General features: G+C 63.5%; 13 protein-coding genes. 11 read left to right on the top strand and 2 right to left on the bottom strand.

What is annotated here, in order from left to right; translation table 11 throughout:
• Positions 1-67: 67 nt before the first annotated feature.
• From lhpH to KR541_RS27020, 5 genes are all read left to right on the top strand, one after another.
• The gene (gene lhpH, locus KR541_RS27040; RefSeq protein WP_050011034.1) at positions 68-1,075 is read left to right on the top strand and encodes a trans-3-hydroxy-L-proline dehydratase; all 1,008 of its coding nucleotides are present in this window, start codon (positions 68-70) and stop codon (positions 1,073-1,075) included.
• Positions 1,076-1,250: 175 nt separating this feature from the next.
• A complete protein-coding gene (locus tag KR541_RS27035; RefSeq protein ID WP_050011035.1) occupies positions 1,251-3,830 on the top strand; it encodes a penicillin-binding protein 1A in 2,580 nt (859 codons plus the stop codon).
• Positions 3,831-3,909: 79 nt separating this feature from the next.
• Positions 3,910-4,788 carry a flagellar brake protein gene (locus tag KR541_RS27030; protein WP_050011036.1) on the top strand — a complete coding sequence of 293 codons (879 nt, stop codon included), beginning with the start codon at positions 3,910-3,912 and terminating at the stop codon, positions 4,786-4,788.
• 223 nt (positions 4,789-5,011) lie between these two features.
• Entirely contained in the window at positions 5,012-5,341 is a 330-nt protein-coding gene (locus KR541_RS27025) for a DUF4148 domain-containing protein (protein WP_050011037.1), read from the top strand.
• 299 nt (positions 5,342-5,640) lie between these two features.
• Positions 5,641-6,045 carry a lysozyme inhibitor LprI family protein gene (locus KR541_RS27020; RefSeq protein ID WP_050011038.1) on the top strand — a complete coding sequence of 135 codons (405 nt, stop codon included), beginning with the start codon at positions 5,641-5,643 and terminating at the stop codon, positions 6,043-6,045.
• Positions 6,046-6,127: 82 nt separating this feature from the next.
• Here KR541_RS27020 and KR541_RS27015 read toward each other — a convergent pair whose 3' ends face one another.
• Positions 6,128-6,775 carry a response regulator gene (locus tag KR541_RS27015; protein ID WP_006479054.1) on the bottom strand — a complete coding sequence of 216 codons (648 nt, stop codon included), beginning with the start codon at positions 6,773-6,775 and terminating at the stop codon, positions 6,128-6,130.
• Positions 6,772-8,874, bottom strand: a complete 2,103-nt coding sequence (locus tag KR541_RS27010; RefSeq protein WP_050011039.1) for a PAS domain S-box protein — start codon at positions 8,872-8,874, stop codon at positions 6,772-6,774. The genes KR541_RS27015 and KR541_RS27010 overlap by 4 nt, the downstream gene beginning before the upstream one ends.
• 320 nt (positions 8,875-9,194) lie before the next feature.
• Between KR541_RS27010 and KR541_RS27005 the strand changes: the two genes are divergently transcribed.
• From KR541_RS27005 to KR541_RS26980, 6 genes are all read left to right on the top strand, one after another.
• Positions 9,195-9,665 (top strand): universal stress protein, encoded by a 471-nt coding sequence (locus KR541_RS27005; RefSeq protein WP_176016895.1) that lies wholly within the window; start codon positions 9,195-9,197, stop codon positions 9,663-9,665.
• 310 nt (positions 9,666-9,975) lie between these two features.
• On the top strand, positions 9,976-10,482 hold the full coding sequence (locus tag KR541_RS27000) for a cupin domain-containing protein (RefSeq protein ID WP_050011041.1): 507 nt from the start codon (positions 9,976-9,978) through the stop codon (positions 10,480-10,482).
• Positions 10,483-10,667: 185 nt separating this feature from the next.
• Complete coding sequence (locus KR541_RS26995) at positions 10,668-11,693, top strand: DedA family protein/thiosulfate sulfurtransferase GlpE (protein ID WP_050011042.1); 1,026 nt, start codon at positions 10,668-10,670, stop codon at positions 11,691-11,693.
• Between the two features lie 541 nt (positions 11,694-12,234).
• A complete protein-coding gene (locus tag KR541_RS26990) occupies positions 12,235-21,312 on the top strand; it encodes a two-partner secretion domain-containing protein (protein WP_216089914.1) in 9,078 nt (3,025 codons plus the stop codon).
• A 1-nt stretch (position 21,313) separates the two neighbouring features.
• A complete protein-coding gene (locus tag KR541_RS26985) occupies positions 21,314-21,763 on the top strand; it encodes a hypothetical protein (protein WP_143328900.1) in 450 nt (149 codons plus the stop codon).
• Between the two features lie 182 nt (positions 21,764-21,945).
• Positions 21,946-23,385: a UbiA family prenyltransferase gene (locus KR541_RS26980; RefSeq protein WP_050011044.1), complete on the top strand. Its 1,440-nt coding sequence runs from the start codon at positions 21,946-21,948 to the stop codon at positions 23,383-23,385.
• Positions 23,386-23,392: the final 7 nt, after the last annotated feature.

Here is a 23,392-nt window from a genome sequence, read left to right as displayed (position 1 = left end):
TGCCGCACGGCCCGTCACCGGACGGCGGCCCGGCCGCCGTCCTTCGTTTCAACGCACCCGATCCCCCATGAAAATTTCCCGATCCCTGTCCACCGTCGAAGTGCACACCGGCGGCGAGGCGTTCCGCATCGTCACGAGCGGGCTGCCGCGCCTGCCCGGCGACACGATCGTCCAGCGCCGCGCGTGGCTCAAGGAACACGCCGACGAAATCCGCCGCGCGCTGATGTTCGAACCGCGCGGCCACGCCGACATGTACGGCGGCTATCTGACCGAGCCCGTGTCGCCGAACGCCGATTTCGGCGTGATCTTCGTGCACAACGAAGGCTACAGCGACCATTGCGGACATGGCGTGATCGCGCTGTCGACCGCGGCCGTCGAACTCGGCTGGGTGCAGCGCATGGTGCCCGAGACGCGAGTCGGCATCGACGCGCCGTGCGGCTTCATCGAGGCGTTCGTCCGGTGGGACGGCGAGCATGCGGGGCCCGTGCGCTTCGTCAACGTGCCGTCGTTCATCTGGGAGCGCGACGTGTCGGTCGACACGCTGTCGTTCGGCACCGTGACCGGCGACATCGCGTATGGCGGCGCGTTCTATTTCTATGTCGACGGCGCGCCGTTCGACCTGCCGGTGCGCGAATCGGCAGTCGAGAAACTGATTCGCTTCGGCGCCGAGGTGAAGGCGGCCGCGAACGCGAAATATCCGGTCGCGCATCCGGAGATCCCGGAAATCAACCATATCTACGGCACGATCATCGCGAACGCGCCGCGCCACGCGGGCTCGACGCAGGCGAACTGCTGCGTGTTCGCGGATCGCGAGGTCGACCGCTCGCCGACCGGCTCCGGCACCGGCGGGCGCGTCGCGCAGCTCTACCAGCGCGGGCTGCTCGCGGCAGGCGACACGCTCGTCAACGAATCGATCGTCGGCACGGTCTTCAAGGGCCGCGTGCTGCGCGAAACGACGGTCGGCGACATCCCGGCCGTGATCCCGGAAGTGGAAGGCAGCGCGCATATCTGCGGGTTCGCGAACTGGATCGTCGACGAGCGCGATCCGCTCACGTACGGATTTCTCGTGCGCTGAGCCGCGGCGCGGGGCACGCCGCCGTCGCGCGGCGTTCCGGTTGTGGTACCAGGTTTGGCGCGTCGCTCCGATTGCCGGACACGCGCCTTTTTTTGCGTGAGCGCCGTCGTAACACCGTACCGCGTGTGCCAGCCCAAGGCCGCCGCGGGCCGGACGGCCGCGCGAGTTTGGTACGATGCAGCCTTTTCAGCCGAGCTCCACCCGCGTGAATCGCCGAAACGTGCCGTCAGTGCGTGCCTTCTGTGCCAGATGGGTCGCGCGCGCCCAACCCGTCGCGGCGGCCGCCGTCGCGCGGGTCAAGCCTCTCGCCGCCACCGCGTGGCGCCATGTCCGCCACCCGACGCGCCGTGGCGCGCTGCTCGCCGCCGCCGCCGTGCCGGCGCTGTTCGCCGTGTACGTGGTCGCGCTGATCCCGTTCACGCCGGGCATCGGCGACATCCGCAAGGCGCGCGTCGACCAGCCCGCGCAGGTGCTGTCCGCCGACGGCAAGCTGCTGGCCGAATTCAAGCCGTCGAACCGCGAATGGGTGTCGCTCAAGCAGATCTCGCCGCACATGGTCGACGCGCTGATCGCGACCGAGGATCATCGCTTCTACGAACACCACGGCCTCGACTGGAAGCGCACGGCGTCGGCCGCGCTCCATACGTTCTCGGGCAGCCGCCAGGGCGGCTCGACGATCACGCAGCAGCTCGCGCGCAACCTGTACCCGGACGAGATCGGCCGCGCGCCGACGCTCACGCGCAAGGTGAAGGAGGCGATCACCGCGCTGAAGATCGAGGCCGTCTACAGCAAGGACCAGATCCTCGAGACCTACCTGAACACGGTGCCGTTCCTGTACAACGCGTACGGCGTCGAGATGGCCGCGCGCACCTATTTCGACAAGTCGGCCGACGAACTCGACGTGCTCGACAGCGCGACGCTCGTCGGGATGCTGAAGGGCAACAGCTACTACAACCCGGTGCTGAACCCCGAGCGCGCGCTGCAACGGCGCAACACGGTGCTCGGCCAGATGGTGAAGTACGGCAAGCTGTCGCCGGCGCAGTTCGCGCAGCTGCAGCGCCGGCCGCTGCGCATCGACTTCGAGCGCCAGAAGGAGCCGCCCGGGCCGGCGCCGCATTTCGCGCAGCAGTTGCGCAAGTGGCTGATCGCGTGGGCCGACCGCAACGACTACAACATCTACTCGGACGGGCTGATCGTGCGCACGACGATCGACTCGCGGCTCCAGCAGATGGCGACGCAGGCGCTCACGCTGCAGGGCAATCAGTTGCAGGGCATCGCGAACAACGCGTGGAGCGGCCGCGACGGCTGCGGCACCGACAACGAGGTGTTCCGCACCTTCATGCGCGAATCGCCCGAGTACAAGGCCGCGCAGGACGCCGGCAAGGACGACGCGGCGGCGATGAAGCTGCTCGCGGCCGACCGCGGCTTCCTGCATGCGCTGTGCAAGGCGAAGACCGACGTGCAGGCCGGCTTCCTCGCGATCGATCCGCGCGACGGGCAGATCCGCGCGTGGGTCGGCAGCCGCGACTTCACGCGCGAGCCGTTCGACCACGTCGCGCAGGCGCGGCGCCAGCCGGGCTCAACGTTCAAGCCGTTCGTCTATGGCGCCGCGTTCGCGAGCGGGATGAAGCCGGAGGACACGTTCATCGACCAGCCGGTCGAGATTCCGCTGAAGGGCGGCGAGATCTGGCGACCGAACGATGACGCGCCGCCTACGGGCAAGCCGATGACGCTGCGCGACGCCGTCGCGCTGTCGCGCAACCGGATCACCGCGCAAGTGATGGAGAAGGTCGGGCCGGGCGCCGTCGCGCGGCTCGCGCGCGACATGGGCGTGCGCGAAAGCCCGCTCGAACGCGTGCCGTCGCTCGCGCTTGGCACGAGCCCGGTCACGCTGAAGGAAATGGTCGCGTCGTACGCGACGATCGCGAACGGCGGGCTGTACGTCGAGCCGCAGATGGTCACGCGCATCGAGAACCGCCAGGGCGAGGTGCTCGCCGAATACGCACCGGCGCCGCCCGAGCGTGCGCTCGATGCCGAAACCGACAAGACGCTGCTCGACGTGATGCGCGACGTCGTGACGCGCGGCACGGGCGGCAGCATCCGCACCCGCTTCGGGATCCGCGGCGACGTGGCCGGCAAGACCGGCACGACACAGGACAACGCGGACGGCTGGTTCATCCTGATGCAGCCGGGCCTCGTCGCCGGCGCGTGGGTCGGGTTCGACGACGGCCGCGTGACGCTGCGCAGCGATTACTGGGGGCAGGGCGCGCACAGCGCGCTGCCGATCGTCGGCGATTTCTTCCAGCGCGCGCAGCGCGCCCGGATCGTCGATACGAAGGCGAAATTCGATACCGAGCCGTCGCCGGGCTGGTTCGGATCGCTGCGCGAGCGCGTGACCGACCTGTTCGACACGTGGTTCCCGCCCGAGGCGAAGAAGGCGCCCACGCCGGTCAGGACACAGCGTATCGAGCGTCCGGCCGAGACCGACGAAGAGGCGGCGTCGGCGGCTTCGGCTGCATCGGCGCCGGATGCCGCGTCCGGCGGCATCGTTGAGGAATGGGTGCCGGCGTCCGAAGTGGCCGCGTCGGCTGCGGCGCTGTCGGCGAGCGCATCGCAGCCTGCGCAGCCACCGGCAGGCGCCAGTATCACGAGCGGAAGCAGCACCGGCGTCGGCGCCGCCCCGTCGGCCGTGCCGGCTCCGCCACCGCCGGTGCCGGTCCCGGCGTCGCCCGATGCCACGGGTGCGTCGCAGTAACGAAGCCATTCAGATTCCGCGCGATGCTGCCGTAATCAAGTTGTCACGATAGCTCGCGCGGTCGCTCCGCGCTTCTCCGATGCGGCTTTCCACCGACTACGTCGCGCTCGCGCGCGACGATCTTTCCGCCGGCGTCCCGCTCGGCTTCGACCTCTACGACGCCGACGGTGCCGCGCTGCTGCCGGCCGGCACGACGCTGCAGGATGCCGCGCAGCATGCGTTCCTGTTCGACCATTTCCACCCCGTACGCCGACGCGAGGGCAGCGGCATCGAGCCGAGCGTGCCCGGGGCGGCGGGCGCGCCCGCCACGCGCATGGGCTTGTCGGCGGGCGCGGCGATCGGCATTCGCCGCCGGGTCGGCACGACGCGTGCGCTGCAACGCTGCCGGCTGATCGGTGTCGGTGCGTCGGGCGCGCTGTTCGTCGAACCGCTACCCGCCGCCGTGCTCGAGTTCGCACGCGGCGACGACGTTGAAGCGGTGGCGATCGGCGCTGCCGCGGTGTTCCGTTTCGGCGCGACGGTCGAATCGGTGCAGGCGTCAGGCGCCGCGCCGTTCATGATCCTGTCGCCGCCCGGCTTCGTCGACCGGCTGCGTGCGCGCGCGGAGCCGCGCGTGCCGGTGCGCATCGCCGCCCGCTGCAGCGGCGCGGCGCAGGGGGCGGAAGGCATCGGAATGGTGCACGACATCAGCCTGAGCGGCTTGTCGATCGCCGTCGACCGGCCGCTCGCGGCCACCGGCGAGCCGTTGCGCGTGCTGCTTCCGTACGAAACCGGCGGCCGCGTCGAGCAACTGGCGCTCGACGGCACGGTGCGGGCCGTGCATGCCGACCCGGCGGCCCCAGCGCTGACGTTGCATCATGCGGCGTTCGGCGACATCGATGCCGACGATCGCGTGCGCCTCAAGGCGTTGCTGTTCGACAGGCAGATGGCGTCGGTGGATACCGATCGCCCGCGCTGACGCGCTGCCGAGCGTGCCGGATGCCGAAGAGTGGCATTCGGTGTGCGAGCGTCGATAATCGTCTGATGAATCACGTTATTCCCGCGCGATTGTACGGTTTCGGTCAACAGTGAATTTGCGATTTAAGTATTTACCCTGATAGCGGCGACTCCTAGACTTCTACTCATGCGCAACGACCCCGAGTCCGAAGCGCCTGACAAAACAATCCTGGAGGTAACGCATCATGAAATCGCTGATCAAGGCAGTTGCACTGGCCGCCCTCGTGGCTGCACCGGTCGTCTCGTTCGCCCAATCGAACCAACAGCCGCTGACGCGCGCGCAAGTGCGCGCCGAGCTGGTCCAGCTCGAAAAGGCCGGGTACAACCCGAACGACTGGATCAACTATCCGGAAAACATCCAGGCCGCCCAGGCCAAGATCGCCGCCGCGCAGAACACGGGCGCGCAAGCCGACGCAACCGGTTACGGTTCGAACCCGATCGCGACGTCGCAGTCGGGCCAGCGCGCGGTCGTGCCGGCCGTCAGCGACCGCTCGTCGGTGTATTTCGGCCACTAAGTCGGCCGTTGTGTCGCGGCCCTTGGGGACCGTGGCTGAAGGTTTGTCGAGAAAGCCCGCACTCGGTTCAGTTCCGAGTGCGGGCTTTCTCAATGATGCGCAGCGATCGGATGCTTTCGCCGTCAGGAAAACACGACAACCGGCGAAATCGCGTCTCGGGCGTCACCCCGGCACCCGCTGACAATCCGCCGCGCGTGCGCTAGCATCGCGGTCGATGTCGCCGCGGTGGCGCGGCCCATGCACACGGGGCGCAACAAGGCGCCGGGTTCCACACTTCAACGAACAACAAAGGAGCATCCATGCGTGTCTTGACCGGTCTGCTGGGCTCGCTGGCGCTGGTGGCGAGCGTCGCCCATGCGCAGGCGAATTGTGCGGACGCGACGGATCAGGCGACGATGACGGCGTGTGCCGATCGCGCGTACAAGAAATCCGACGGGGAACTGAACCGGATCTACCAGGCCGTCACCGCGCGCCTGCGCGGCGCGCGGCCGCTCGCCGACAAGCTCGTGGACGCGCAGCGCGCGTGGATCGCGTACCGCGACGCCGAATGCCATTTCTCGAGTGCGAATGCCGAGGGCGGCAGTGCATACCCGATGGTCGTATCGACCTGCCTCGACGATCTGACCAAAGTGCGCACCGAAACGCTGAAAGGCTATCTGTCCTGCGAGGAAGGCGACCTCGCGTGCCCGGTGCCCGCGAAGTAACGCGTCATGCGCGGGCCTGCCGAGGCCCGCACCACGCCGGCCAGACGTCGTCCGTTACACGTCGTCCGCTACACGTCGTCCGTTACACGTCGTCCGTTTCGTCGAGCAGCTTGTGCCGCATCGCGTAACGCACGAGCGCCGCTTCGTGCGGCATCTGCATCTTTTCCAGGATCCGGGTCTTGTAGGTGCTGACCGTCTTCGCGCTCACGCACAACGCGTTCGCGATCTCGGTCAGCGTCTGGCCGGCGGCGATCCGCCGGAACACGTCGAATTCGCGGTCGGACAGCCGCTGGTGCGGCAGCGTTTCGGCCGGCTCGTTCAGGCTCTGCGCGAACTGCTCGGCCATCGCGAGGCTCACGTAGACGCCCCCCGACGCCACTTTCGTGACCGCGCCGACCAGCTCCGCGCTCGCGCTTTCCTTCGTCAGATAGCCGGACGCGCCCGCGCGGAACGCACGCACCGCGTATTGCTGCTCCGCGTGCATCGTCAGCACGAGCACGCGCAGCGCGGGCTTCTCGTCCTTGATCTGCTTGATCAGTTCGACGCCGTTGCGGCCCGGCATCGACAAGTCGAGCACGAGTACCTGCGCAGGCGTCGCCCGCACCAGCGCGATCGTCGACGGGCCGTCGAAGGCTTCGCCGGCCACCTCGAATCCGGTGGCGTTCTGGAGGATGTGCCGCAGACCGTCGCGTACGAGCGTATGGTCGTCGGCGATGAGCACCTTGATCATGTGATGAGCGTGTCCTGTTGAACGGTGCCGAGCGGAAACGAGACGGTAATCGAGAAACCGCGCGCGAGCGCGGTATCGATGGTCACGGTGCCGCCCAGCATGTGTGCGCGTTCGCGAATGCCGATCAGGCCGAACGATTTGTCCTCGTGGGCCGGCCCGCCGGGCGCCGCGCCGCGGCCGTTGTCCGCGACGCGCAGCACGCAAAAGCCTTCCTCGATGTCGAGCCGCAACGCCACGCGCGTCGCATCCGCATGGCGCGCGACGTTCGTCAGCGCTTCCTGGACGATCCGGAACAGCGTGGTCGCGCCCGTGCTGGTGAACGTGAGGCCGCCCGTTTCGATGTGGCGCTCGACATCGATCCCGTAGCGGTTCGTGAAATCGTTCGCGAGCCATTCGATCGCGGGCACGAGGCCGAGGTCGTCGAGCATTACCGGCCGCAGGTCGGCCGCGATGCGCCGCACTGACGCGACCGTCGCGTCGATCAGCCGCCGCATGCCTTGCAGATGCGTCTGCAGGCCTGCGTCGGGCTGCGCGCGGCCGGGCATGCGCAGTTGCTGTTCGACGACCGACAGATCCATCTTCAGCGCGGTGAGCTGCTGCCCGAGGTCGTCGTGCAGCTCGCGCGCGATGCGGGTCTTTTCCTCTTCGCGCACGTTCTGCAGGTTCGCCGATAGTTCGCGCAATTCCTCGCGCGATTGCTTCAGCGCGTTCTCGGCCCGCAGCCGCTCGGTGATGTCGCGCAGCATCACCGTATACAGCTTGCCCGACGCGTCGCGGATCTGCGAGATCGATGCTTCGATCGGGAATTCCTCGCCGTTGGCGCGCAGCCCGAACAGCACGCGCTGGCGGCCCATCTGCCGCTCGGACACGCCCGTCACGCCGAACTGGTCGACGTGCTTCGCATGTGCGGCGCGGAACCGTTCGGGAATGAAGCGCGACAGCGGCGCGCCGATCGCCTCCATTGCGGACACGCCGAACACCTGCTCGGCCATCGGATTGAAGATCACGACCGTCTGCTTCTCGTCGATCGTGATGATCGCTTCCATCGACGACCGGATGATGCCCATCATCCGCGCTTCGTTGAGGCTGCCGCGACTGCTCGCGCCCGCATCGGCGCGGCCGCGCAGTAGCGCATGGACGAGCGCCGCGAACCCGAACGACGCGATCAGCCCGGCGGCGAGCACGGTGCCGGCCGCACGCTGCGCGCCGGTCGCGCTCGGCCGGCCGTCCGCGGAATAGGCGAGCGTCAGCGCGGTGCCGCCGAAATTCAGCACATCGGTGCGCCGCATCAGGTCGGGCGACGCCGATGCTTCGTCGGTCGTCGTCTCGACGCTGACGATCGCGCGCGAATCGCCGCTGGCGGTCATCCACAGATCGATCCCGCGTTCCGCGTCGAGCGCACGCTCGACCAGGCGCCGCGGGCTCAGCGCCGCGAACAGCATCCCGTCGACGCCGGCTTCCCGCGTGCCGGACGGCGTGGCGGCGGCCAACGGCGAGCTCGTCACGGGCAGGAACAGCGTCAGGGTGCGGGCGTCGCGGGACGCGTCGTCGTCGGCCGGGTGGACGCCGAGCGCGATATCGCCGGTCCGCAGCGCGCGCGTGAGCGGCACCGCGTCGGACGCACCGAAGCGCACGACCGGCGAGTTCGACACGGGCGCGCTGAGCGTCGCTGCCGCGAGCGGATCGGCCGGCAGCGGCTTCGCGCCGGCCAGCGCGCCGCGGGCCGCGCGCGTCAGCGGCGCATAGCCGATCTGCCGGACCGGCGAGCGGCCGCTGTCGAGATCGAGCGTCTCCGCATACCGGCGCCATTGGCCGGGCGTCATGTCCGGGACGAGGCCGAACGCGCCGCGCGCACCTTCGAGCACGGCGACACCGGCCTGTAGTTCATGCCGCAGCATCGCGGTCACGTGCGTGGTCCGGCGTTCGAAACGCGTATGAACGGCGGTTTGCCACTGCTCGCGCACGAGCAGCGCGACGCCGAGCGACAGCACGGCGCCCGCGCACAGCGCAACGACGCCGGCCGCGAGCGGCTGGCGTAACATGATCTCGAGGCGCGTGGGCTCTCGGGCGTCCCGCGTCGGGGTTCCACTGACGGTCATTCGATGGCCATTCTGTTGTTCGGGCTGCCGGGGCACGCGGGCAGCGCGGCAAAACCGGGGGGAAACTCGCACCGGCTGCGTGCAACGATGATTTTCAGGACGAAATTGTGCGCGTTTTACACGTTTTTTGTAATGGGGGCAGTTGAAATTGCGGCAAACGGCGGGCAGCAGCAGGCGCGCCGGGCACGCTTGACGCGCGTCAACGCACGCGTCGGCACGTGGGGCAGACTGTTCGGCAGGCAAGCCGGCGCCGGGCCGGCTCGCGGTAACGGGCCGTGGTTGCGCAACGCGCGACGCACGCCCGGTCGGAGGGACGGACCATGTACAAGCGGATTTTCGTCGGGCTCGATGGCAGCCCGAGCGCGCGTCTCGCGCTGAACGAGGCGATCCGGATCGCGGCCGCGTCCGGCGGCGAAGTGACGTGTGCGTACGTCGTCGAACATCGGCCGCAGCTCGTCGACGTCGACGCCGGCTTCGCAGCCGAGCGCGACGGCGACGTCGCCGCGAACGATGCCGCGACGCCGGTGCTCGACGACGCGAAAGCCGCGCTCGCGCAGCAGCATGTGCGGGGCACGGTGCGCGCGCTCGACGCGTACGGCGAGGACATCGCGACGGTGCTGATGCGCACGGCGGCCGAAGCCGACGCCGATCTGGTCGTGATGGGCACCAGCGGGCGGCACGGCCTGCGCAGGCTGTTGCTCGGCAGCGTAGCGGAATCGTTGCTGCGCGCGGCCGACCGGCCCGTGCTGCTGGTGCGGCACGCCGAGGGCGGGACGCCGGCGGCCGCATAAGCGACGCGGTGCGGCGGTCGACGCTGCCTGCCCCGCGCATTGGCGGGCCGCAGGGCGCCGCGTGCTTGACCGCACATGGGCGTGATCGGCGTACTGCGCCGTGCCACCGGTACGTTCGACGGTGCGTGATTGCACGTCGGCGGTTGCCTCCCGGCACGCAGTTCTGGCAGCATCGGCCGGTGTCCGCTTGTTCGCCGCGCGCATGGCCGCGGCGATCGACGCAGGGACATCCGGCGGCACGCGATCGCAAGAATGAGGGTCGTGCAACCCCGCCGGATGCCGGTTTTCACCCTTACCGACGTCATCCGCCATGCCGATTTCCGCGACCGACCTGATTCGCCAGTTCGACCTGCAGCCGCATCCCGAAGGCGGCTATTTCCGTGAAACCTACCGCGCGACCGATTCGGTCGTGCGTCCGGCCGACGGCGCGCCACGTGCCGCGTCGACCGCGATCTACTACCTGCTGTGCGACGGCGCGTATTCGTCGTGGCATCGCATCCGCTCCGACGAGGTCTGGCATTTCTACGCAGGCGATCCGATCGAAGTGTGGGTGCTCGACGCGCGCGACGGGCTGACGATCCACCGGCTCGGCAACCCGCTCACGCATCCGGGCACCGTGTTCCAGGCGGTCGTGCCGGCCGGCAGCTGGTTCGGCGCGCGCTGCGCGTCGCCGGAGCACGTCGCGCTCGTTGGCTGCACGGTGGCGCCGGGGTTCGAATTCTCGGAATTCGAGCTGGCGGACGCGGCCGCGCTCGCGGCCGAGTTTCCCGACTACGCGGAACATGTCGCGCAACTCGCGCAGCGCCCGGACGTGTGACCGTCACGGTCGCGTCACGCCGGGCGCAAAGCCCGTGCGGACGGCCCGTGTTCCGCGCGGCCGAGGCCAAACCCGTTTAGAATGCGCAGGATGCACCGGTTGGTCGCGGACATGCCGCGGCGGCCGTTGCGCCGCCGTACCGACGGCCCTGTCGCGCGGCCCGCATGTCTTCCAGGAGCGCCGCCGTGTGGCACTTTCCCATCGCAATTCCATCGTCGCTCGGCCCGTGGGCCGTGTTCGCGAGCGTGTTGATCACGCAGCTCGGCGTGCCGGTGCCGGCCGTGCCGATGCTGATTCTCGGCGGCACGATGGCGGCGATGGGGCAGGCGTCCTGGGTCAGCATGTTCGCGGCGGCGATCGGCGCGACGATGCTGGCCGATTCGCTGTGGTTCTTCATGGGCCGCACGCGTGGCCGGCGCCTGCTGAACGGCCTCGTGCGCTTCTCGCTGTCGCTCGACACGACGCTGCGTTTCGCACGTAACGTATTCGAAAGGTATGGTGCGCCGCTGCTCGTGCTGTCGAAATTCCTGCCGGGCCTCGGCCTCGTATCGGCGCCGCTGCTCGGCACGACCGCGATCGGCATCGGTGTGTTCCTGTTCTGGGATCTGGCCGGCGCGTCGCTGTGGGCGGCGTTCTGGCTGATCGGCGGCGCGGCCATTCACGACCAGATTGTCCAGTTCGTGCTGTGGGTGCGCGCGAGCGGCGGCACGATCCTCGACGCGTTCCTCGCGATCTTCATCACGTTCCTGCTGTACCGCTGGGTGCGCCGCGTGCAGTTCCGCCGCTATCTCGCGCAGGTGCGCATCTCGCCGCCGCAGCTCGTCGAAATGATGACGTCCGACGAGCCGCCGCTGATCTTCGACGCGCGGCCGAAGGCGATTCGCGAACGCGAGCCGTACCGGATTGCCGGCGCGGTGCCGGTCGATCTCGATTCGCCGGACCTGCTCGACCCCGAAGTGTTGAAGCGGCCGATCGTCGTCTATTGCGTGTGCCCGAACGAGGCCACCGCGAAGCGGCTCATCGCGAAGATGCAGCGCAAGAAGATGATCCACAACATCCGCGCGCTGAAGGGCGGGCTCGATGCGTGGGAAAAGCACGGTTATCCGGTCGAGCCGCTGCCGGCCGATCTGGATTCGTCGCGGTATTTCGTGCGGCCCGAGCAGGGCGGGCTGGAAGGCGAATATACGGTGCGGGCGACGTTGTCGAAGTGATGCGGCCAGCGTTGCAGGTTTCGGCGCTCGATAGCGCATATTTTCCATCTTGATTTTTATATATTGTCGACAAGCGAGTTTCGCGGAGCGATCTCCGCTTATCTCGCAATGGTTCGGCTAACAATATCAGGAGCATTCAGCTGCGCTCGGTCGATTGGCACTGTGTCTAAAACCGCGTCGCACCTATCCCAATAAAGTTGCATCCCACCTCAGAATTAACAATCTGAAAACATTATAAAAATATTAATTCTTCAGCATTTTTTAATATCTCCGCCTGCAGGAGCAGGGAAGGCCAATGCTCCTCGTGTCGCGTTAATCATTTCTGACAGTGTGCGGGGATTGCTTCTGCTAGGATCGCGCAGCGGATAAGAGGAGACCCACTGCGAGCGCCGTCTCGCAATCGCGACACGCATGAGAGGCGCTGTCGTTCTGACTATCCGTTGCAAGCGCGTTCAAGACAAGACAGTGAATTACGTTCTGTCCTATTGGCGCTGAATTCAAATCGGATTGCAAGCAGGAACGCAGTGCGCGTCAACGAAGAATGAACAAGAAATGCTATCGGGTTGTGTTCAATCGCGCGCGGGGCGCGATGATGGTCGTTCAGGAAAACGGTAGTTCACCGCATGCAGCCGGGAATTCCAAAGGCGTGAGCGCGCTATCGCGCTTGCGGATCGTTTGGCAGCCGATCGCGATGGCTGCTGCATTGCTGTTTGGGGTGCCGCTATTCAGTTTCGCTCAAATCGCTCCGACTCCGGGCACGAGCACTCATGTCATTCAGACGCAGAGCGGCATCCCGCAGGTGAATATTGCCGCACCGTCAGGCGCTGGCGTGTCGGTGAACACGTACAACCAGTTCGACGTACAAAAGCCGGGCGCGATCCTGAACAACTCGCCGACGATCGTCAACACGCAACAGGCGGGGATGATCAACGGCAACCCGAATTTCGGTGCGGGCCAGTCTGCGCGGATCATCGTCAACCAGGTCAACAGCAATGCGCCGTCGCAACTGCGAGGTTACGTTGAGGTCGCGGGCAATCGCGCCGAAGTGATCCTGTCGAACAGTGCCGGTATTCAGGTTGACGGCGGCGGGTTCATCAATACGTCGAAAGCCGTTCTCACGACCGGCACACCGTATTACGGTGCCGACGGCTCGCTCGGTGGATTCAACGTATCGCGCGGCCTGATTTCTGTAAGCGGTGCTGGCCTGAATGCATCGAATGTCGATCAGGTTGACTTAATTTCGCGTGCAGTGCAGGCCAATGCAGCCATTTACGCAAAGAATCTGAACGTCGTCGCAGGTGCGAACCAAGTCAACCACGACACGCTGGCGGCTACGCCGATCTCTGGCGATGGTGCGGCACCGGCGATCGCAATCGACGTGAGCCAGCTCGGCGGCATGTACGCGAACAGGGTCTTTCTCATATCGAACGAGAACGGCGTCGGTGTCGCGAACGCCGGGACGATCGCGGCACAAGCGGGCGACCTGACGCTGCAATCCAACGGCCAGCTCGTACTCACGGGCAAGACGACTGCGAGCGGAAATCTCACGGCAACCGCAAATAGTATTCAAAACAGCGGCACGACGTATGCGCAACAGAGTGCAAACGTTTCAGCAGCCGGTACGTTGTCGAACAGCGGCACGCTCGCAGCGCAACAGAATACGACGCTCAACGCGAGCACCATCAATTCGACGGGAATGCTGGGCGCAGGTGTCAATAGCGATGGTTCCGTCGGGAAAAGCGGCGATCTGAATCTGTCGAGCACCGGCCAATTGACGGCGACCGGGCAGAACGTTGCGGGCGGGAGCGCGTCGATTTCAGGTGCTGCCGTGAGCCTCGCGGGTAGCCAGACGAGGGCGAACGGTAACGTGTCGCTGAACGCAAGCGCCGGGGACTTGAACCTCTCGAATGCGACAACGAGTGCGCAGGGCGCGCTCAATGCGAACGCAGCGGGTGCGTTGATCAACGATCGCGGCACGCTGTCGAGCCAAGCCAACGCAACGTTGACCGCAGGCAGCATTTCGAATCAAAGCGGCAAGATCTCGGCGCAAGGTCCGCAGAACGTGCAGTCGAACGGCTCAATCGCGAATCAGGGCGGCACGCTGGTTTCTGAAAGTGCGATGCAGGTGCGCGGCGGCGCAATCGCGAACAACCAGGGCACGATCCAGAGCGCGGCCGGAATGAATATTTCGGCAAGCTCGCTGGACAACAGCGCAGGTCGCGTGACGTCGCTGAATTCGGACGGTCTGTCCATTGCCACGACGGGGCAACTGACGAATGCTGCCGGTACGACCGCACTTGGCGCCCAAGGCGGTGTCATTGGTGGCAACGGCGGCGTGGCGATTCAATCGGGCAGCGTCGTGAACCGTGGCGCGGTCAGTGCGCAAACGAATCTGAATGTCGACACGCAATCCCTCGACAACGGCAGCGGGACGTTGTCGGCTGCGCAAAACGCAGTGATCAAAGCGGGTGCGCAGTTGACGAACGGTTCGGGCAGCATCACGGCCGGACAGTTCGCGACCGTGAATGCCGCGACGCTGAGCAACGATGCGGGTTCGGTACAGGCAGCGCAGTTGTCGCTCGGGGCGACGAATTTATCGAACCACGGCGGCACCATTACACAAACCGGGACCGGCGCAATGAATGTTGCCGTCTCGAACACACTTGATAATTCAAGCAACGGCGTTATTCAGACCAACAGCACCGACCTGAACCTGACGCCCGCGACGCTGATCAACGACCACGGGAAAATTACTCACGCCGGAAGCGGTGCGCTGTCGATTTCGACCGGCGCTTTGTCGAACCAAAGCGGCACGATCGCGACCAATGGCGCGTTGAGCCTGAAAGCTGCAGCCGTATCGAATAGCGCAGGTACGCTCGCCGCGCAGCGACAGGCGACGCTCGATGTGCAGTCGCTCGATAACCATGCGGGCTGCTACATCGGTGCGGACAGCATTACGCTGAAGGCTCAAGGCGCTGTCGATAACCGTGCGGGCACGCTCGAAGCGAACAACGGCGTTTCCGTGACGGCCGACAGTCTCGCCAATGATGGCGGCTCGCTTAAAAACGTGGGCACGAGCGCGCTGTCGGTTGGGACGACAAATGCGCTGACGAATACGGCGGGCGGTACGATTGGCGGCAACGGAGCCGTTTCCGTGTCGGCGGGCAGCGTCGACAATTCCAGCGGATCGCTGCTGGCTGGACAAGCGCTTTCGGTACAGTCGAACGGCGCAATCACGAATGCAGCCGGCCTTGTTCAGGCGAACGGGAATCTGTCGCTGCGAGCACAAGGCGCGATCAACAACAGCGCAGGGCAAATCGAAGCGAACGGCACGAATTCGACGCTCGCGCTGTCGGGGAGCAACGTCGACAACAGCGACGGACGTATCGCGAATATCGGCAGCGGTGCAACGACGATCGACGGCGGTGCATCGATCACGAACACGAACGCGTCCGGCAAAGCGGGAGCGGGCACGATCGGCGGTAATGGCGATGTTACGCTGACCACCCAAACGCTCACGAATGCACAAGGCGGTCAGACGCTTTCCGGCCACGATCTGACCTTGAACGTCACAAACAACGTGAATAATGCGAGTGGCGTGCTGTCGGCCGCGAACAACCTCGAGCTGAGCGCGGCAAACGCTGCGTTGTCGAATCAGGCCGGATCGATTCGTGCAAACGGCGCACTGTCGTTGAACACGGCGTCGATCGACAACAAGTCCGGAAAAATCGGCAACGACGCAGGCAGCGGCGGCAGTATTTCAATCCAGACCGGCACGTTTGCCAACCAGAACGGCGTTATCGGCAGCGATCAGGACCTGACGTTGACCGCGAGCGCGTTGAGCGGTGACGGATCGATCGTAGCAGGCCGAAACGGTGCGGTGACGCTCGGTAGCGACTACACGCAGACCATGGCGAACAAGCTGCACGCAAACGGCGACCTCACGTTTTCCACGTCGGGTAAGCTGACGAACCAAGGCGTGCTGGATGCCAACGGCGCGCTGACGGTGAATGCCGCGACCGTGGAGAACCAAGCGGGCGCCGATCTGAATTCCGGCACGACGACAATCAATGCCAACGGCGGCACGATCGATAACGCAGGTCGCATCGAAGGCGATACGGTTACGACCAACAGCACGACGCTGAACAACACCGCGACGATCATCGGCCGTGAAGTGACCGCTAATGCGAGCACGATCACCAATACCGGTGCAGCGGCGGTGATCGCCGCAGCCGAACGGGTGAATTTGTACGCGTCCAACCAGTTGTCGAACACGGGCGGCGCGAATGTCTTCAGCGTTGGCGACATCAATATCGCCGCGAACGGTCAGCGCGACGCGGACGGGTTTCTCGCGAACCGTACGCAAAATGTCTTGAACGATCAGTCCACGATCGAAGCACAAGGCAGTATCGAACTCGCGGCTGGTACGTTCACGAACACGCGTCCGGCTCCGGTGGTGACCACTGAAACCACGAGCACGACGAGTAAACACGAAACCAAGCGTCAGAAGTACATCGTGTGCGCGACGATGAATGCGGACCCGAACGGCGGGTGCTCGCAGGCAATGTGGGTGAACGGCTACAAGACGCCGCTCACCTCCACCTATAGCCCTTCGCAGGTTGTATCGGAAACGTCCGGACCGAACGCGACCGACAAGGTATTGGTCGTGAACGTGAACGGCAAGCAGCAGACGATTTACTACAACACGCTGACGACCCACGCGGACGGTACGGTGACGGTCAACTACTGGGATGCGTACGATCCGCACGTCAACTACGTTCCGGATACGGAATACACGACGCGTAGCGATGGCCACAATGGCTATCAGCGTGTCGAAATCTGGCGCGACACGACGACCACGGTTCAGCAGGACAAGATTGCAAGCCAGGCGCAGCAAGCGCAACTCGTGGCAGGCAACAACATCGTGATGAAGAACGTCGGCACGATCAACAACGAATACAGTTCGATTGCGGCGGGCGGGTCGATCAAGATCGGCGATTCGGATGTGTCCGGCAGTGCAGGTTCAGGCAGCTACGGTGGCACGGTCGTGAACAACGTCGGGCGGACGCTGTATCAGTATCAGACCGACAACATCGTATCGATGTACGCGTGGAACGAGGATACGACGCAGGATCGCGGCACGATCGTTCAGCCTTCGAAGGTGTATACACCGGTTGCCATCGGCGGCACGGGCGGCACGATCATCGCCAACCAGTCGGTGATCATCGACGCAAAGGATGTCAACAACCAGAACGTTGCCGCGCAGAATTCTTCGACTGGCGCAACCGGCGGCACGCTTGGAAATAATTCGACCAATGAGGGCGTATCCGGTGGCAAGTTGACGCCGGTTGGAGCCGCAGGCGGCTCATCGACACCGGTTGGCGCACAGCAATCGGTCGCGAATGCGTCGGGCGCACTGCCGATCACGTTGCCGACGAGCGGTCTTTATTCGATTCACGACGCACCTGGCCAGCCGTATCTGATCGTGACCGATCCACGCCTGACGAGCTATACGAACTTCATTTCGAGCGACTACATGCTCGGCCAGTTGAACCTGAATCCGGCGAGTATCGAGAAGCGCTTGGGTGACGGGATGTACGAGCAGCAGATGGTGCGCAATCAGATCACGCAACTGACGGGGCGCACGTTCTTGCCGGGCTACGCGAGTGCCGAGGATGAATATCGTGCGCTGATGACGAACGGGGCGAACTACGCAAAAGAGTTCGGCCTGGTGCCGGGGATGGCGCTGACGGCCGCGCAGATGGATGCGCTGACGAGCGATATCGTATGGCTGGTCGATCAGACGGTAACGTTGCCGAACGGCAGCACGACGCACGTGCTGGCGCCTGTCGTCTACATGGCGCAGACACACGCGAACGACCTGCAACCGACTGGCGCGTTGATCGCGGCGGACGATGTGGAAATTCATGCGACGGGTAGCGCAACGAATTCCGGCGTGATCAAGGGCGGAACGAAAACGGTCCTGACGGCGACGGATATTTTGAATCGTGGCGGTGCGATTTCGAGCAGCGGCACGAACGGCACGACGGTCGTTTCGGCGAGCAATGATGTCGTGAATGCGTCGGGGATGATTACCGGCAATCGGGTCGCAGTGTCGGCCGGTCGCGATATTGTCAATACAACGTTGGTCGACACAGTTGGCGCAACCGGCACGTCGGGCGCAAGCAAGGTCAGTACGAGTCTGATTGGCCAGCAAGGCACGATTGCGGCAACGGGTGATCTGTCCGTTCACGCCGCGCGCGATTTGAGCATTCACGGCGCGAATTTGTCGGCGGGCGGCGATGCACTGGTGACGGCGGGTCGGGATATCAACGTCGATACGGTTCAGTCCACGACGAACCAATCGATGTATCTGAATGATCAGCATCATTGGGAAGAATCCACGACGAAGAACGTAACGAACGGCATCACCGCAGGCGGCAGCTTGGGGATGCAAAGCGGCAACGACATGACGCTGAAGGGCGCGACTGTATCCGCCGGAAAAGACTTGTCTGCGCTTGCAGGCGGGAATTTGACGGCAACGACGGTCACGGATACCGCGAAGCTCGACAATGTGGCGGCGGACAGCAAGACGCGTAAGGAAGTTGATCACAACTACGACGAGCACGCTGTTGGCACGCAATTCACGGCAGGCGGCAATGCGGCGCTCGGGGCGGCGAGCACCGATGTGTCGAAAGGCAACGTCACGCTGACAGGTTCGTCGCTGACGGCGGGCATGACGAACGGTGTTGAGAACGGTACTGGTGCGGCGAACATCGTTGCAACGGGCAACGTCACGGTGAACGAGGCCCGCGAGGAACACGACAAGTACCAGTCGGTGCAGGTCCAACGCGGCAGCTTCGTCAGCAGCACGAAAACCGATTCGATGCAGAATACGCAGGCGAATGTCGGTGTCGGCAGCACCGTGTCGGGTAATACGGTCAACATTCAGTCAGGCCGTGACCTGACCGTTCAAGGTAGCACGGTGGTAGGGACGAACGATGTCAATCTCTCGGCGGCGAACGACGTCAATATCACCACGTCCAAGGATACGGTTACGCAGGACAGCTACTATCACGAAACGCATTCGGGTATTGGAACCAGCGGCTTGAGCGTGAGTATTGGCACGCAAACGAAGAAAGATACGGATCATGCTTCTTCTGTCACGAACAACGCGAGCACGGTGGGCTCGCTCAATGGCGATTTGACTATCAAGGCTGGCGATACGTTGCACGTGACAGGTAGCGACTTGATCGCCCGGAAGAATTTGACCGGCATAGCGTCGAATGTCGTGATCGATTCGGCAACCGATACCAGCAACAGGACCCATAGCGAGACAACCAGTAGCAGTGGCGTCACGCTCGGCTTGTCGGGTAGCATTGGCGATGCGATCAACGGCGCTTACCAACAAGCGCAGGCAGCGAAGAGCGGAAGCGGCGACGGTCGGGCGACGGCCCTGCATGCGATTGCAGCGGCAGGTAATGCAGCAATGGGTGTGGCCGGTTTGACAGGCGGTGCGCTTGCGGGCGGTGGTACACCGAGTATCGGCGTTCAAGTCAGCGTCGGATCGAGTCATAGCAGACTCGATACGTCGGAGAACCAGGCTACGCAACGCGGATCGAGCGTCAGCGCTGGCGGCACTACATCGCTGATTGCGACCGGCAACGGCGCGCCTGGTAGTGGCAATATCACGGTGGCCGGTTCGAACGTTTCCGGCAACGATGTGCTGTTGGCCGCGAAGAATCAGATTGACGTGCAGAACACGACGAACACCGATTCGACGCGCAGTTCGAATTCGTCATCGAGCGCTAGCGTCGGCGTGTCGATCGGCACGAACGGTATCGGGGTGTCGGCCGCCATGTCGCGCGCACATGGTGACGGCAACAGCGATGCGGTGATGCAGAACAACTCGCACGTAACCGGTTCGAATAGCGTGACGCTTGTTAGCGGTGGTGATACGAATGTAATCGGCTCGACCGTATCGGGCCGCACCGTCACTGCGGACGTGGGCGGCAATCTGAACATGCGCAGCGTGCAGGACACGACCGTCAGTAGCGCGCATCAAAGTAGCGCGGGCGGCGGCATCAGCGTCAGCACGATGGGGGGGAGTGCCAGCTTCAGTTCGTCGCACGGAAACGCGAACGGCAATTACGCGGCCGTGAACGAACAGGCCGGGATTCAGGCAGGTGAGGGCGGGTTCAATGTAAACGTCAAGGGCAATACGGACCTGACGGGCGCGGCGATCGCCAGCACAGCCGATCCGTCGAAAAACACGCTGACGACCGGTACGCTGACCTATCGGGATATCGAAAACCATTCGACCTACAACGCGGATAGCAGTGGTTTTAGCGCGGGCGCAGGCGTTGGTGTCACCGGGAAGTCGATCGGACCGGGATCGGTCAGCGGCGCAGGTGGCGTGACGCCGATGATTTCGCAGTCGGATAGTGGTAGTGAAAACGCGACCACACGAAGCGGCGTGAGCGTGGGCACGATCAATATCACTAACCCGGCGGGCCAGACGCAAGACGTGGCAAACCTGAACCGCGACACGTCGAACCTGAACGGAACGGTTTCGAAAACACCGGACGTGCAGAATCTGCTGGATAAGCAAGCCGATACGATGAACGCTGCGCAAGCTGCAGGACAGGTCGTCGCGCAAGGCATCGGCGCTTACGCGGATATGAAGCAGAAGGAAGCCCAACACGCTGCCGATGCGGCCAAGCTGGCAGGCGATACGACGGCGCAAGCCGCCTATCAAGCCGAAGCGGATTCTTGGGACGAAGGCGGAACTAACCGACTTTATCTGCACATAGCAGGCGGTGCGCTGATCGGTGGCTTGGGTGGCGGCGGAGTCGGGAGCGCGGCGCAGGGTGCAGCTGGAGCAGGACTGGCGGCGTTGCTAGCCGATCAGACGAAGCAGGCCGCAAATGCGGTGGCTGGTGCGACGGATTCGACCCTTGCCGGAAAGGTGTCAGGGAACTTGCTCATTGGTGCGTTGGGTGGGCTGGTCGGAGGAACAGCGGGCGCGGCTACTGCTTCGAATGTGAACCTGTACAACCAGTGGAACCACACGGATACGGACACGCTTGAAGAGGCCAGTGGGCAAGGCACGCCCCGGAAGAAAACGACAGCGCTTGATCTGATATTTCAGGGTATAGCGAACGGGCTGAACGCGATTAGTGGGTTTGGTGGCGGTAAGCCGCCTACGGCGAGTCCGGGATTGGTATTCGTTGGCGAAGGGGCGGGCGGGCCGACGGTCCAGTCGAGAGGGGCCGGCTATGGGCCCGGGAACGTGATGTTGAACAGCGGAAACGCCGAAAATGCTAACAGTAATTCTAATACGAATGGGAAATCACGAAACAAGCCACCTGCCCCTTTGCAGGAAGCCGAGGGATTACCCCATACAATCATAGAGCGGCCTGGACCTGACGGACAGTACACCACGTATAACGGCGACGGAACCTCGATGCAGTATCGTGGCTCCGGGCAAGATCACGGGGGAATACCGCGTCCGAATGTTAAAGAGACGACCATTAACGTGGCTCCGGACGGCACGGTCTTTGTGGGGAAAGGTGTAGTTCGACCGGCTAGACCCAATGAAATTCCAAAGGGGAAGTGAAATGAATGTGGAAGATTGGAAATACGACGCTTTTGTCAAAGCAAACGGAGGAAAATTCTCTGTTTTGGACTTCGTACATGCAGTTTTCGCGAAGGTTTCATTGCCTCAAGATTTTACGCTCTGTATGGGTCGATTTTTTGCGCCACGGATGATTATGCTTGATGGCATTATCGTAGCCTCGGACTGGTTTGATGGCGAGCGATACAAAGAGTATCGAAATAGTGGGATGAGTCCTCGGCAGGCGCAGCCGTGGATAAATATGGTGGAGATTACGGATATTTTTCGAGGAATTTCGTTCGATAATGCAAAGGACCTAGCGGCACTCATAGCGGGATTGTGGGATAGTCGAATCATTCAGAATTTTCCAGATGAGGAAGCCAGGGCTACGGTCATCCTGGAAAATGACGCGGGTGAGGTATTTGTTACTATTGGAGAATACGTTAAGGCGTAGCAGCTAATGTATTTGTGGCATTTTATGTATCGCCAATGGATTGAAAGTGCTTATTGGATTTGGCCGTGGCACGCCTACTTTTTTTGGATTGTGAGGTTCCGGGGTATTTGAGGGGGCGGGAATTTTTGGCGAAATGACGAATATGTGCAGTATGGCACCCCGTTTAAGTTGAATCACAAGAAATGCGAGAGACCAGGAAATTTCCACTTGTGGTCGATCTTGACGGCACGTTGACAACTTCGGATACCTTGATGGAATCCGTGATACGTGTCGTCAAGCGAAAGCCTGCAAACCTACTGCGCCTGCCTTTTTGGCTCGCGGGCGGCCGCGCCGCCTTCAAGGCCGAGGTCGCAGAGCATGCGGATTTTCGAGCGGAAACAATTCCATATCGGAAGTCGCTCATCGACTACCTCACCCGCGAACGCGAGAGCGGTCGAAAAATCGTGCTTGCAACTGCCGCACATTGTTCGATCGCCGAGCGTGTGAGCACGCATCTCGGCTTGTTCGATCGTGTCATCGCTACCAGTGGCGACACGAATCTCGAGGGGGAGGCGAAACTGGCCTGTATTCGCGAGCAGATCGGCGACGACTTCGTGTATGCGGGTGACAGCAAAGTTGATTTGCCGATTTGGGCCGGCGCGAGAGGTGCCATACTTGCTGGCGTTTCGTGTGATGTCGCCGCCGATGTTCGCAGCCACGTTCCCATCGAACACGAGTTCACGAATGTACGTGCAACGTTCTCCACATGGTGCAAGGCCCTGCGTGTTCACCAGTGGCTAAAGAACCTGCTGCTGTTCGTCCCATTGCTGACGGCCTTTGCATTCCTTGATGTCGACAAAGTCGGCGTGCTCGCACTGGCGTTCTTGTCAATGTCGCTTGGCGCGTCGGCAACCTACATCGGCAACGATCTTTGGGATCTGGACAGTGACCGCAGACATCCAAGAAAGCGCAATCGTCCGTTTGCGAGCGCGGTGTTGTCGATCAGTCAGGGCATCGCGTGCGCAGCGGTACTGCTGACATTGGCGTTTGCATTGGCGTTGGCTGTGTCAGCCGAATTTACAGGCATGTTCGTGCTCTATCTGTTCCTGACGACCGCGTACAGTTGGCGCTTGAAGTCGATCGTGCTACTCGATGTGGTCGTTCTGTCATTGCTGTACACGTACCGAATCGTCGCCGGAGCAGTTGCAGCGGAAATTATGGTGAGTCGATGGCTCCTTGCATTCTCCGTGTTTGCTTTTCTCAGCCTCGCGCTCGTGAAACGTTGCTCCGAGTTGGTGTTCTTGCGCCAGAGTGAAAAAAGCGCAACGGCTGGTCGGGATTATCGAGTAGGTGACCTCGAAGTCCTTTGGCCGTTTGGCATCGGTGCTTCCCTTGCTGCGGTGGTCGTATTTGGTCTGTTCATCAATGCCCCGGAAACGGTAGCTCGTTACACGGTTCCGCACCTTCTCTGGTTCGTGCAGATCGGGTTGATCTACCTGTTCGGTCGTCTATGGATCGCAACAGTGCGTGGCACGATGCACGACGATCCGATAGTCCATATTCTCGAGAATCGCGGTAGCTTCAGCATGCTTTGCATCATGGTGGTGATCGTCCTGGCCGCTCACTTCTTGCCAGCTCCGTGAGCGGCAC

It is taken from the genome of Burkholderia sola (genome assembly GCF_905400185.1).
Classification (GTDB): domain Bacteria; phylum Pseudomonadota; class Gammaproteobacteria; order Burkholderiales; family Burkholderiaceae; genus Burkholderia; species Burkholderia sola.
This window is presented reverse-complemented; position numbering and strand designations above follow the sequence as displayed.